At 41.3% G+C, this 13,261-nt stretch carries 11 protein-coding genes; 2 read left to right on the forward strand and 9 right to left on the reverse strand.

The genetic code is table 11. The annotated features are described in order from the left end of the window. Positions 1 to 9: 9 nt before the first annotated feature. Positions 10 to 1,512: a UxaA family hydrolase gene (locus BLP87_RS09870; protein WP_074462557.1), complete on the reverse strand. Its 1,503-nt coding sequence runs from the start codon at positions 1,510 to 1,512 to the stop codon at positions 10 to 12. Positions 1,513 to 1,704: 192 nt separating this feature from the next. Here BLP87_RS09870 and uxaC point away from each other — a divergent pair, with 192 nt between their 5' ends. After that, positions 1,705 to 3,123: a glucuronate isomerase gene (gene uxaC / locus BLP87_RS09875; RefSeq protein WP_074462558.1), complete on the forward strand. Its 1,419-nt coding sequence runs from the start codon at positions 1,705 to 1,707 to the stop codon at positions 3,121 to 3,123. A gap of 14 nt (positions 3,124 to 3,137) precedes the next feature. Beyond that, a complete protein-coding gene (locus BLP87_RS09880) occupies positions 3,138 to 4,148 on the forward strand; it encodes a LacI family DNA-binding transcriptional regulator (protein ID WP_074462627.1) in 1,011 nt (336 codons plus the stop codon). 311 nt (positions 4,149 to 4,459) lie between these two features. Here the strand turns inward: BLP87_RS09880 and mnmA are convergent, their stop codons facing one another. From mnmA to BLP87_RS09915, 8 genes are all read right to left on the reverse strand, one after another. After that, positions 4,460 to 5,560, reverse strand: a complete 1,101-nt coding sequence (gene mnmA, locus BLP87_RS09885) for a tRNA 2-thiouridine(34) synthase MnmA (protein WP_074462559.1) — start codon at positions 5,558 to 5,560, stop codon at positions 4,460 to 4,462. 3 nt (positions 5,561 to 5,563) lie between these two features. Further along, a complete protein-coding gene (locus tag BLP87_RS09890; protein ID WP_074462560.1) occupies positions 5,564 to 7,042 on the reverse strand; it encodes a cobyric acid synthase in 1,479 nt (492 codons plus the stop codon). Positions 7,043 to 7,125: 83 nt separating this feature from the next. Next, the gene (gene mscL, locus BLP87_RS09895) at positions 7,126 to 7,611 is read right to left on the reverse strand and encodes a large conductance mechanosensitive channel protein MscL (RefSeq protein WP_074462561.1); all 486 of its coding nucleotides are present in this window, start codon (positions 7,609 to 7,611) and stop codon (positions 7,126 to 7,128) included. A 177-nt stretch (positions 7,612 to 7,788) separates the two neighbouring features. Beyond that, a complete protein-coding gene (locus tag BLP87_RS16050) occupies positions 7,789 to 7,959 on the reverse strand; it encodes a hypothetical protein (RefSeq protein WP_176756634.1) in 171 nt (56 codons plus the stop codon). Next, complete coding sequence (locus tag BLP87_RS09900; RefSeq protein WP_074462562.1) at positions 7,913 to 8,215, reverse strand: hypothetical protein; 303 nt, start codon at positions 8,213 to 8,215, stop codon at positions 7,913 to 7,915. Before BLP87_RS09900 ends, BLP87_RS16050 begins: the two co-directional genes overlap by 47 nt. Positions 8,216 to 8,363: 148 nt before the next feature. Then, on the reverse strand, positions 8,364 to 9,524 hold the full coding sequence (locus BLP87_RS09905) for a hypothetical protein (protein ID WP_074462563.1): 1,161 nt from the start codon (positions 9,522 to 9,524) through the stop codon (positions 8,364 to 8,366). Positions 9,525 to 9,596: 72 nt separating this feature from the next. Next, complete coding sequence (locus BLP87_RS09910; RefSeq protein ID WP_074462564.1) at positions 9,597 to 12,086, reverse strand: ABC transporter substrate-binding protein; 2,490 nt, start codon at positions 12,084 to 12,086, stop codon at positions 9,597 to 9,599. Then, the gene (locus tag BLP87_RS09915; protein ID WP_074462565.1) at positions 12,087 to 13,259 is read right to left on the reverse strand and encodes an ABC transporter permease; all 1,173 of its coding nucleotides are present in this window, start codon (positions 13,257 to 13,259) and stop codon (positions 12,087 to 12,089) included. Positions 13,260 to 13,261 lie beyond the last annotated feature (2 nt).

The raw sequence follows: 13,261 nt of genomic DNA on the forward strand, positions 1-13,261 counted from the left end.
ATCTTTAAATCATAATGTAACGCCGCGCTTCCATATTGCCATATCGTGGAAGCCGGCAATCTCACTTTTAAGCTTCTCGCCGGATGCCGCATTAAGGATCATATCAAAGAGTTCCTTAGCAAGTTCGTCAAAGCTCTTTCCCTCAAGAATATCTCCCGCAGAAAAATCTATCCAGTTATTCTTCTTATCCCTGATCCTGTTGTTACTTGAGATCTTAAGCGTAGGTACGGGACATGCAAACGGCGTTCCTCTTCCCGTTGTGAAAAGAACTATCTGAGCGCCCGATGCAGCAAGTGCCGTAGCCGCACAAAGATCGTTACCGGGTGCGCAAAGAAGGTTAAGTCCCGTGGTGTCCGTTACCTCACCGTAATCAAGGACGTTCATAACCGGGAAACTTCCCGACTTCTGTGTACAGCCAAGCGACTTATCTTCAAGCGTTGTGATTCCGCCCGCTTTGTTTCCGGGTGAAGGATTCTCATATATAGGCTCTCCTAGTTTGGTAAAATACTCTTTGAAATTATTGATCATATCAACGGTATCATTGAAAGTATTTTTATCCTTGCATCTGTTCATAAGAAGCGTCTCCGCGCCGAACATCTCAGGCACTTCCGTAAGTATCGATGTTCCGCCGCGTCTGATCGTCATGTCTGAAATACGTCCGACCAGAGGATTGGCCGTTATTCCGGAAAAGCCGTCGCTTCCGCCGCACTTAAGGCCGATAACAAGCTTTGAAGTGCTGACTTTCTCTCTTCTGTCTCCAGATGCCGCATCGATGATTTCTTGAAGAAGTTTTATGCCGTCTTCCATCTCATCATCCGATTCCTGGCAAACAAGGAATTTGATCCTGTTCTCATCAAAATTTCCAAGATAAGGTTTTAAAACATCTATATTGCTGTTCTCACAGCCAAGTCCCACAACAAGCACACCGCCTGCATTCGGATGCTTTATAAGATCTGACAGTATCGTTCTTGTATACTCCTGATCGCCTCCGGTCTGCGAACATCCGTAGTTATGCGTAAAAGCAACGACTTCGTCAATGCTTCCCTTGACCATGTGATTTCCCTCTTTTGCAAGGGCTGTTGCGATATTATTGACACATCCCACCGTCGGGATTATCCATATTTCGTTTCTGATACCGACTCTTCCGTCATCTCTTACATATCCGTGAAAAAAGCTCTTTTCTTTTCCCATCATCTTGAGTTTCCCGGATATATCCTCCGCATCCGGTCTGTACTCATATTGAAGAATACCGTCAAGCTTAGTCTTTGTATTATGTGTATGGATCCATGATCCGGGCTCCGTATTCTCAGTAACGCGCCCTATCGGGAAGCCGTATTTGATAACTTCCTGATCGTGTCTGATTTCTTTTACGGACATCTTGTGTCCCGAAGGAATATCTTCTCTTGCCTTGATAACAGATCCGTCCGAAAGCGCGATCTCATCCCCCGCCTTTACGGCTTCAAGACAAACAACAACATTGTCCTTCTCATTGATTTTTAGATATTTGCTCATTTGTTACCTCTTTATTACCCTCATAAAAATGTAAGCATTTACATTTTTAATCATATCCATATTATAACCACTCGTCAACGAATTTTTGCTATTGTATTTAATATACGGCTCTTGTATAATACTTTTGAAAAATATGAAAAGGCTTACATATTTAAAGAATAAAAAATTACGTTTATAAACGGAGGGTATTTAATGAAAAAATTCATGGACAAAGATTTCCTCTTACAGAGTGAAACCGCTAAGACACTTTATCACGACTACGCTGCGAAAGTGCCCGTACTTGACTATCACTGCCACATCAATCCCAGAGAGATTGCCGAAGATAAGCATTTCGACAACATCACTCAGGTTTGGCTCGGCGGAGATCATTATAAATGGCGTCTCATGAGATCTTTCGGTATCGAAGAGAAATATATCACAGGAGATGCTTCCGACAAAGAGAAGTTCCTTGCATTTGCAAAATGCCTCGGAAAAGCTGTAGGACACCCCATCTTCCACTGGGCACACCTTGAGCTCAAGAAGTACTTTGGATATGACGGAGTTCTCAACGAGAGCACAGCCGAGGAAGTTTACGATATCTGCAACAAGGTTCTTCAGGCTCCCGACATGGGCGCAAGAAAGCTCATCAAGATGTCAGACGTAACACTCATCTGTACAACAGACGATCCGGTTGATACTCTTGAATGGCATGATATGATAAAGAATGATGAGACATTCGATGTTAAGGTTCTTCCCGCTTGGCGTCCCGACAAGGCTAAGAACATCATCAAGCCCGAATTTGCTTCATATATCAATCAGTTATCTGAAGTAAGCGGTGTTAAGATTGATTCATTCAAGGCTTTGAAAGAAGCTCTTAAGGTAAGACACGATTACTTCGAGCAGAAGGGATGCAACGTTGCAGACTTCGCTCTTGAATATGTAATGTACAAGCCCGTTTCAGATGAAAAGATCGAAGAGATCTTCGCTAAGAAGATGAACGGCGGAGAAGTTACTTACGAAGAGTACCTTCAGTACCAGACAGCATTCATGCTCTTCGAGGGCGAGGAATGTGCAAAGAGAGATTGGGTTATCCAGCTTCACTTTGGATGCAAGCGTGACAACAACACTGCTATGTTCAACAAGATTGGACCCGACACAGGATTTGACGCGATCGACGCTTACTATCCTATGGGCGAGCTTGCAGACTTCCTTGATGCTCTTAACTCAAAGGATGCTCTTCCCAAGACAATTATTTACAGCCTTAACCCCAACGATCTTATGATCATCAACACTATGCTCAACTGCTTCAACCAGGCTCCTACAGTAGCTAAGATCCAGCAGGGAAGCGCTTGGTGGTTCAATGATACAAAGCTTGGTATGGAACAGCACTTAAAGGCCGTTGCAGAGTCAAGTAACCTTTCAGGTTTCGTAGGAATGCTTACAGACTCAAGAAGCTTTACTTCTTACACAAGACACGAGTATTTCCGCAGAATCCTTTGCAACTTCCTTGGATCACTTGTTGAGAACGGTGAATATCCCGAAGAGTGCATCGATACACTCGGACAGATCGCCGCTGACATTTCATATAACAATGCAGTAAGATACTTCAAATTTCCTTTAGAAACGAGATAAGTATGAGCAACCAAATGACTATTTACGACATATCCAAAAAAGCCGGAGTTTCAATCGCTACAGTTTCACGTGTACTTAACGGAAGCTCTAACGTAAAGCCCCGCACCCGCAAAAAGGTACTGGATATAATTGAACAATGCGGATATAAACCAAATGCATTCGCAAGAGGACTCGGTCTCAATTCAATGAAGACCGTTGGTATTCTTTGCGCCGATGCATCCGATCTATATCTTGCAAAGGCAATTTACTACATTGAGCAGAACCTTAGAGAAAATGGTTACAATTCAGTATTGTGCTGTACGGGCTACGAGATCCCATCCCGTAAGAAATGCCTTAATCTCCTGCTCTCTCAGCATGTAGACAGCGTAATAATGGTCGGTTCTAACTTTATAATGAACAATGCTGAAGATAACAAGTATGTTATTGAGGGCGCTGCTTCAGTACCAATCATGCTTCTGAATGCAGACTTTGATTGCCCTAATGTTTATTGCACTCTTTGTGATGACTACAAGGCAACTCAGGATGCTACTGAATGTATGCTTGATGCAGGAATAAAGAATATTCTATATCTCTACAACAGCACAACATATTCCGGTCTCAAAAAGCTTGCAGGATTCCAGAATGCACTGTTAACACATGACATTCCTCTCAGAAAGGAGTATCAGCAGTGCTTCCCCGGAAGTCGTGAAGACATCGACGGAGTAAGGGATTTTGTCGACAAGCTTTACAAAGAAGGACTTAAGTTCGACGGAATTGTAACAAGTGAAGATTTCCTTGCGATCGGTGCCATGAACTTTGCGAAAGCAAATAAGATTGATGTGCCGGGCAAGCTTCAGATTGTGGGATATAACAATTCTATCCTCGCACACTGTTCGGAACCCAATATATCTTCTATCGACAATCGTCTTGAAGATATGTGTATTCAGCTTGTAAAAACACTTATCGGAACCCTCAACCAGAATGAGATGCCGCAGAAGACAATCTTCTCGGGAGAACTCATTAAGAGAGGGTCAACAAACTTCTAAATATCTAAGGGCTATGCCGGAATTTACGGTATAGCCCTTTATGTACAAGGGGATGTGCAAGAATATACGGTGTTGCCCTTTATGTATACTTTCCATGCGGGACTTTGGTTATTTTTTGGTTGTCTGCGCAGTGATTTTCATTAATTTATAAAAACAGGAGATGCTTCCTTTCACGTTGTTCAGAGAAGTCAGCATCTCCTGTTTTTATAAATTTTGAAAATCATCTTGCTCATACAAATATAAAATAACCAAAGTCCCGCATGTCCTCAATGTCATTTAGAACAATTCTTATCTGTGGTACACCAAAAATATCACTCATTTGTGATGATTCCGCCACCGAGGACGATGTCGCCATCGTAGAGAACTGCGGATTGGCCGGCGGTGATGGCGCGTTGAGGTTCATCAAAGGTGATCTTTGCTTTTCCATCGCTGAGGACTTCGAGGGTTGCGGGTTGTTCCTTATGGCGATAGCGGATTTTGGCGCTACAGCGCATTGGCTCAACCGGAACATCACCTGTGATCCAATGGAAATCACGTATAATAAGTTCTTTTTCAAAGAGATCTTTGTTGTCGGCAAGGATGACTCTGTTATTCTTTACGTCGAGTTGCTTTACGTAGAGTCTTCTGTCTGCAGGAATGCCGAGACCACGACGCTGTCCAATCGTATAATTTATTATTCCCTCGTGGGTTCCGAGAACGTTTCCTTCAGTGTCAACAAAATCGCCTTTCTCATACTCTTTATCTCTGTAACGTCTTATCATCGCAGCGTAGTCGCCGTCGGGAACAAAGCAGATGTCCTGGCTTTCACTTTTATGAGATGTCACAAACTGCTTTTCCTCTGCAATTTCTCTTACTTCGTTCTTCGTATATTCTCCGAGCGGGAAGAATGTATGCGCAAGCTGCTCCTGTGTAAGATCATAGAGAACATAGCTCTGATCCTTATTTGGATCTTTTGCTTTGAGAAGGTAATATTTACCGTCTCTTTCCTCTATTCGCGCATAATGCCCCGTTACAATATATTCAAATCCAAGTTCTTTTGCCTTATTGTAAAGGCTGTCAAATTTAAGATATCTGTTGCATCTGATGCAAGGATTGGGCGTCTCACCGTTTTCGTAGCTGCAGATGAAAGGCTCAATGACTTTCTCTCTAAACTCTGCTTCATAATGATAAATATTGTAAGGAATACCTATCTTCTCACAGACCGCTCTCGCATCCTGAGTATCCTTGAGGCTGCAGCAGGTTCCGAAAAGATCCTCACCTATAACATCATTTTCATAAAGTCTCATAGTGCATCCCATGCACTCATATCCTCTGTCATGGATAATTGACGCCGCAACGCTGCTGTCCACGCCACCGCTCATTGCGATCAGAGCCCTCTTATTTGATTCATTATTTAAAATACTATCTGACATATATCACTCCGTAATCTTCGCTTCCTTAAGGCAGGAATATACATAATCCATATCCATATTTTGCCTTATTGTATCTGCAAGTATATCATACTGGCTTTCTTTGAATTCTTCATAAGAAAAATTCCCGGAACCTGATTTTCCCAAAACCTTCAATATACATGCGGCAATATCACCTTTATCAAAAAGTCCGTGAACATAACTTCCATAGACATATTTTCCGTCACTTATAACAAGATCACTTTCAATCTTCCCGTCTCTTGTACTCTCGCCCATGTGTATCTCATAACCTGAAATCTCCGCATCTCCCAGCGATTCAAATACCCCTTTCGGAAAAGAGGCCTTGGCATTGACCTGCTTCCTGACCTTTTCTTCCTGTATCTTCGTATCGATATCAAGAAGCTCCATCCCTCTTATAGCTGAGCCTATTCCGCTCTCTGTACCGGAAGGATCGATTATCTTTTTCCCAAGCATCTGAAATCCTCCGCAGATTCCAAATACGGGCTTTTTCATGGAAAAACGTTTTATAGCGGCCTCAAGCCCCGATTCTCTTAGCCATTTAAGATCGGCTATCGTATTCTTACTTCCGGGTAAAAATATAATATCGGGGTCACCTAAATCATAAATTGAATCAACATATCTTACAACCGCATTTTCAAGAGCATCAAAGCAGTTAAAATCTGTAAAATTGGAAATCCTTGGATATCTTATAACTGCAATATCCGCCGCATTTCCGTTTAATGTCGCATTTGCTTTATCATTAAACTTATCGGTAAGGGAATCCTCATCGTCTACTTTGATATTCATATACGGGATAACTCCGGCCGTCTTAATTCCGGTTTTCTCAGTGATCATATCAATTCCCGAATCAAGCAAAGAGACATCTCCGCGGAATTTATTGATGACAAAGCCCTTTATCCTGTCTCTCTCCTCATCTTCAAGAAGCATGGTCGTACCAAAGAGCTGAGCAAAAACTCCGCCCCTGTCTATATCTCCGACAAGTAAAACCGGCGAATCTACCATCTTTGCCATTCCCATATTTACAATATCATTTTCTTTTAAATTTATCTCTGCGGGACTTCCCGCACCTTCTATTACGATGATATCGGCTTTTTTACTAAGCCGGTCAAATGCCTTGATTATATCGGGAACAAGTTTTTTCTTATAATCAAAGTACTCGCGGGCACGCATATTACCGATTACTTCACCGTTCACTATAACCTGAGAGCCAACGTCACTTGTAGGTTTTAAAAGAATAGGATTCATGCATACCAAAGGCTCAATACCGGCGCACTCTGCCTGCATAACCTGCGCTCTTCCCATCTCAAGTCCCTCTGAAGTTATAAAAGAATTAAGCGCCATATTCTGCGATTTGAAGGGTGCGGCCACATAACCGTCCTGCTTAAATATCCTGCAAAGTCCGGCTACGAGAAGGCTCTTTCCTGCCCCCGACATAGTTCCCTGAACCATAATTACTTTTGCCATAAATCCATCCTCTTTAACAGGTCTGCTTAAATGGAAAAAGCAGCATAATTGCTGCTTCTTCGCATATATCAAAAATTATTTGCTTAAGATAATTCGGAAGTACAATGAGGGCATCTTGTAGCCTCAATGTTGATCTCAGATTTGCAACGAGGACAGATCTTTGTTGTTGCCGGTTCCTCTGCCTTCTCTTTTTCAAACTTTGCACTGACTGAGTTCATTATCTTAACAAGTGCAAAGATTACTATTGCCATCAAAAGGAAATTGATAACAACGGTAATAAATGTTCCGTAGTTAAGAGTTACGGCACCTGCTTCCTTTGCCGCTTCAAGTGTTACATACGAGTTGCCGTCAAGGCATACAAACATATTGTTGAAATCAATTCCGCCTGTGATAATACTGATCACCGGCATAATTATGTCATCAACAAGAGATGAGATGATCTTCTGAAATGCTCCACCTATGATTACACCGACTGCCATGTCGAGAACATTTCCTCGCATAATAAATTCACGGAATTCATTTGCAAGACCTTTGCCTTTACTTGTAACTGATTTAACTTTGTCTGTCATGCTTATTCTCCCCTTATCAATATGAAATTGTATCGTTATCATTCAAGCGTGAACAATAACAATTTGCCAACAATACACTGAGATTATACCACATTTTTTTAGGAAAAAAAGCGGGTTCACAGAGATAAATCCGTGAACCCGTCTGTATATAATTCTATCTTTATCGGTCAAATATCATTAACTGTCTTTTCTGTCTCCGGTTACTCTTCTCTTTTTGGTGTCTCTTCTGTCTTTAGAATCTTTACTGTCTTTTTTATTTTTCTTAAGACCACCAAACAATTTATCGAGGAAGCTTTCATCTTTAGCGTTCTTTCCCCGACTCCCTTCTACCGTCACGATAATCTTCATCAGAGTACTCGTCTCCGTAGCCGTCATCGTATCCGGATTCATCTTCGTTATCAGTTACACTCTCCTGTTTAGTATGCCTATCAGGATTTGCGATGTGCTCCTCATGCACAAACCAAGCAATATTATTTAGCAGCATCACGACCACGCAAATAGCAAGCGCGATCAACATTCTTCTGTTGCCTCTTTCAAGCCTTGACAAGGTTGCCTCATGGACAACGTAGGGTACATTCTCATTCATAATCTTCTTATCATCCATTTCTTCATTTTTCCTCCAGGATGTATTATATCACTCCAAAGGAAAAAACACATTAATATTAACCTACAAAGATAAAATTAACCATATAACGTGTCGGCTTTTACAGTATATAGTGACTAAGATGCCCTATTTATCCGCGCTATAACGCTCACGACTTCGTGAGTCTGCAGATGTTTGCTGTAAATTCTGATCCGCCGGGCATATCTGCAATAATCTCTTTATCGCTTACGATTACGGCGTGATTTAACACGATACCCGCAACGTCCGGATTCATTCCCGATCCGGGGAAATCAACAACCTTTACGGCTTTGCCCGACTTGCCGTCATATCCGTAAAGTGCATCGGTATCTGCGGCAAAGAAATCATAACCTTCGCCTGAGAAGAAATCATAATAATTTTCATTAAAAACCCCAAGGGGATCGCTGAGTTTCTTATTGTCAAGATCCACCTTGCAGCACATATATCCTTCGCCATCGACCCTGTATATCGAAGCAAAGAGCTGATTGTCCGCTCCCTTAAAGAGAGTGCAATAACCCTCGTAGGAATCGCCGAAATCGCTGCATTCCATAACAGAACTGAGCCCACTGTTCTCATCAAATTTCATGATTCCTTTGGTTGTATTGAACAAAAGGCCGTCTTTCTGAGTCCAGACAAGGCCGTTAACACTAAAGTTTTCTTCTCCCGAAAACGCATCAACGATATCCTTTTTGAGAACTTCTTTTCCTGTAGCATCAAACTTCACAAGAAAAGCCTCACTCACTTTATAAGAAATATCTTCAGCGCCTTCCTCGGTTGCAGGAGCTGAATCCCCAACATTTGCATCGTCATTCTCATCATCACCGGGCGCTTCGAGGCTGCCGTCATTTTCACCTGCATGAGCAACGCCTTCCTCATCCTCTGCGCCTCCTTTTTCCTCGGCAAATTCCTGATATTGCATATAAAGATTTCCGTCCTTGTCGGCAGTAAAAAGAGCTGACATACTGTTTCCGTCGCCTGCAATATCAAAAGATTTTATATCGGAACCGTCGGGTTTAAAAGAAACACATCTGCGTTTTCCGTCTTGTCCGTGAGCTACGGTGATAACTCTTCCGCCTTCAAGATCAAAGAATTCAAGATATTCACCGTCTTTTGTTATTCCCTCGATTTTTTCCTGTTTAAAAATGCCGCTGTCCGCCTGCTGTGGAACTTTTTCCTCCAAAACAGTCATTCCGTCGGCAGCTTTATTCCCGCATCCTGCGAGAGCTGTGACACAAAGCACCGATGCAAGGATGCCTGTAACAATTTTTTTTGATATTTTTTCTTTTTCCATACTCTTTTCTCCACTTTTAACCTTTATTATAGCATAGGAGGATACGCAAATATCGCGTACCCTCCTATAAAATCAGCTATTTTCATTAAGATATGTTGTAACTCTGTTTTGAATAATCTCCGCAACCTGCTCGGCAGTCTTCTGTCCGCTATAGAATGTAGCAGTTTCTTCTTCAACAATCTTGGACACTTCCTCATCATAGCAATCCGTTGCCTTAATACCAAGGATATAATCCTTCAACTTCTGAGCCTGTTCCTGAGAAAGAGGCTTTACCTTTACTTCCTTATCGGTAACCGGATCCCACCCGTACGCGTCAATATCATCTTCGGACTTTTCTTGTATAGCTTTTGCAAATTGTTCATCGAACTTAGACTTAACCGGAGAGAAACCATAGAAAGCTTCTTTATCCGCAGTCATAATACTCTTAATCACGTCATAGATAACTTCCTTATGTTCTGTCTTGCTGTTTACGGCAAATGTAGAAGGAGAAATTACTGCCAGATTCTCTCCTCCCTCATTAGGAAAACCTACAAATTCAAAGTCCTCTTTAAAAGTGAGCTGTGCTGTACGTGCATAATCATCAAAGCTTGAGATATATGTTCTGTAGAACAATGTTTTATCTTCCTGAACAAATTTTTCTTCAGGAACCCACTCTCCGTTTTCTTCACCTTCAAATTGATGTTCCTCATCAGGGAATTTATTTACAAAGTTAAGATACTCAATAAATTCCGGATTGTTAAAGTTGCACTTCTTATTCTTCCAATCAACAAACTTATCGCCGTAATATGTCCATAAATATGATCCGAGATTTTCTCTGGATACATAGGTTCCAAATGCAAGATCATAATTGGCACCGTTAGAGGTAATAATATCATCCCAGTCCTTAAACGACAAAGTAGTTTTTCCGTTAAGGAATTTAGTTTTTGTTGAACATGTTTCAACATAAAACGAAGGCATGAATGTATATAATTTACCGTCAATCTTCATCATCTCAGCCACATTGGGGAGATATTCAATATCACCGAGCGGTCCGCCTTTTTCAAAAGCAGGTGTAAGGTCAAGCAATATTCCCTTATCAACATACTTACGTAATGACGCTTCGTTATTTGAAACACAAATAATATCAGCCGCTTTTCCGGATGTAATATCAAGATTGAACTGCTTTCGTGCAGTTTCCCAATCATCTTGATAAAGAGTATCATAATTGATCATCTTGATCATATACTTATCGTTTGACCTGTTAAATTTCATGATCGCATTCCCGATATCACCATTCATGTATTGTGCCATCAATGTAATAACTGTCTTATCAACTACATCTTCCGGATTTACTTTGGTAAGTCTTGCCAAAGTTGAAGTAATGCTAGTGCCCATATCCGGTCCGGGAATATTTACAATAAACTCTGTATCGCTTAATGCAACGGTCTCAAGCCACATATATCCACCCGTGCCGATATTTGAATCTCTGAAATCTGCAAGCTTATTGAGCTTGCCACCGTTCATATCATATTTATAAATTCCGGAGTCATCAGATGCATACAGGGAACCATCACTGCCCGTAAAGAACTGATAATTGCCATACTTACCGAATCCCTCAAGCTTTTTTCCAACTTCTTTCTTATCAAGATCAAGAATTGCGTTTACTTCGCCGCCTTCTCCATCACCTGCATAATAAGTTATAAGCAGCTCATTTTCGGATAATTTTGAAAGATTGTTGATCCACCCGTCATCACCGCAGATTTTCTTCTTTTCGATCAGCATCTGAGGACCGTTTTTCTCGTCAAAAGTTTGTATTCCATTTTCTGAAGGACAAAGAATACCGTATTTCTCAGTCCATACCATACCATAAAGATTGAACCCTTCTTCCATGCCCTGTGCATCTTTGGGAGCAAATTGAGCAAGGTCAACCTTTGCAATCTCTTTTCCTGAAGAATCGAGTTTTACAAAATAAGATTTAGCCTCCCCGGAAACATCACCTTCCTGCTTTTTCTCTTCAGAAGGTTCAGCCTCTTCAGCCGAAGTCTCTGCTGAAGAAGATTCTGCTACAGAAGATTCCGATGCAGAGGATTCTGCCACAGAAGCATCTGCTACTGAGTTATCGGAAGATGAAGCTTCTTCGGAACCGGCCTCTTCAGAATCATCTGATTCTCCGCCTCTTCCGTACAACGCCTCTCTATCGCCCTCAAAGCAATTCAAGTAAGCATTTCCGTCGTTATCAAACACGCAATTGTATACATAAAAATTCTTTCCGCTTCCGACATCAACAGACTGAACATCCGATCCGTCCGGATTAAAAGTGATCAATCTGGTCTTTCCTTTTTCAGTCTGGGCAAACAGCTTAATCTTGCCGCCTGCACTGCTTAAAACCCCGACTTCTTCACCCGGTTCAAGAATACCCTCAAGATCTTCCTGTTTAAAAATACAGTTTTTATCAATTTTCTTGGCTTCTTCCAATGAAACGCCTTTATCTTTCTTCTTACCGCATCCGGTCAATGATGTTGCCAATAGAACGGAAACCAGCAAACCACTTACTACTCTCCCGACAAATCGTCTTTTTCCCATTTACTTATCCTCTTTTTTCTTCTTTCTGTCATTCATTTTTACTTCGAGTTCATATTTCTTATCGGCAAGTTTCTGCATGAATCCGCTAAAATCAGTCTCCCTGCGCACATAGCAACTCTTCACAAAAAGGATGACTGTCACACCGGCACTCACTTTCAGAAACAATCCGATTACAAAAAGGACAGATAAAATATCTTCATATCCTCTGGCTATATTCTCCCAATAGGGATAATATATAGCCTTTTGCCACATGCTTCTTGTTCCAAAAGAAGCTGCAACTTCCAGAAGCGACATAGGTTTAAACCTCTCTGAATTTTCGCAGATGTGCACCGATCCGCCATCCAGGCCGCAACTTTCAGTAATATATTTGCAAACAATCCCTTCTACAGGATTGGGGCAAGCAATCTCATAACAATTGATCCCGCCGAACTTCGCTTTCTGTCCGGTTTCGGAAATCTCTTTTTCTACTGTTCTGCCGCTGTAAATTTCTCCAAATCTTGAAAGACTTTCATAGGACATATAGATAATAGGCTCTTTAAGTCCTGCGGCTTCATTAAATCTTCCCTCATCTCTGTCTACGACACCTGCGACATAATGTGGGAAACCCTCTATATAGACAACTTCTCCGCAAATATCGCTTGATCCGAATATATCCCATGCCACCTGCTTATCAAGTACAATATAATTAGGCATTGTGGGATCGTCTTTAAAAGCACTACCCGCTACAAAATTAAGCGGGTGAAAAAGAAAAAAATCGCCGCCCACTCCTATGGCACGAACCTTGTACGGCTCTTTATCACTGTCATAGCTTATGCTTACAGCACCCTGAGCGCTGTAACAGCTACAAAAATCCAGTTTTTTTTCGTTTATTCCACCTTCATCCACCATCTTGTTCTTAAAATCATACTCAAGTTTCTTGATGGAATTTTCATCTATACACTGATTCTGGGCATAAAAAACACTTACATGTGCCCAGTTTTCATCTGCCGATATCCTATCAATGACATTCTGATCCGGCATCTTTCCAACCAAAAATCTTGTTATGATTCCAAGAATAAGATCTATCAAAAGCAGTATCGTAATAAGTATGAGAGGTACTTTTGCTTCGATAAAAAAAGTCTTTATTTTGTTTTTTGCTTTATCATTAAACTCTGATACTTTTTCTTTATCCATAA

The sequence above is a fragment of the Butyrivibrio hungatei genome (assembly GCF_900101605.1).
Lineage (GTDB): Bacteria > Bacillota > Clostridia > Lachnospirales > Lachnospiraceae > Butyrivibrio > Butyrivibrio hungatei_B.

What these genes read in the sequence shown, in the direction of transcription:
- BLP87_RS09870 (WP_074462557.1), bottom strand. Translation starts at nt 1,512, where the DNA reads ATGAGCAAATATCTAAAAATCAATGAGAAGGACAATGTTGTTGTTTGT.
- uxaC (WP_074462558.1), top strand. Translation starts at nt 1,705, where the DNA reads ATGAAAAAATTCATGGACAAAGATTTCCTCTTACAGAGTGAAACCGCT.
- BLP87_RS09880 (WP_074462627.1), top strand. Translation starts at nt 3,138, where the DNA reads ATGACTATTTACGACATATCCAAAAAAGCCGGAGTTTCAATCGCTACA.
- mnmA (WP_074462559.1), bottom strand. Translation starts at nt 5,560, where the DNA reads ATGTCAGATAGTATTTTAAATAATGAATCAAATAAGAGGGCTCTGATC.
- BLP87_RS09890 (WP_074462560.1), bottom strand. Translation starts at nt 7,042, where the DNA reads ATGGCAAAAGTAATTATGGTTCAGGGAACTATGTCGGGGGCAGGAAAG.
- mscL (WP_074462561.1), bottom strand. Translation starts at nt 7,611, where the DNA reads ATGACAGACAAAGTTAAATCAGTTACAAGTAAAGGCAAAGGTCTTGCA.
- BLP87_RS16050 (WP_176756634.1), bottom strand. Translation starts at nt 7,959, where the DNA reads ATGAAGATTATCGTGACGGTAGAAGGGAGTCGGGGAAAGAACGCTAAA.
- BLP87_RS09900 (WP_074462562.1), bottom strand. Translation starts at nt 8,215, where the DNA reads ATGGATGATAAGAAGATTATGAATGAGAATGTACCCTACGTTGTCCAT.
- BLP87_RS09905 (WP_074462563.1), bottom strand. Translation starts at nt 9,524, where the DNA reads ATGGAAAAAGAAAAAATATCAAAAAAAATTGTTACAGGCATCCTTGCA.
- BLP87_RS09910 (WP_074462564.1), bottom strand. Translation starts at nt 12,086, where the DNA reads ATGGGAAAAAGACGATTTGTCGGGAGAGTAGTAAGTGGTTTGCTGGTT.
- BLP87_RS09915 (WP_074462565.1), bottom strand. Translation starts at nt 13,259, where the DNA reads ATGGATAAAGAAAAAGTATCAGAGTTTAATGATAAAGCAAAAAACAAA.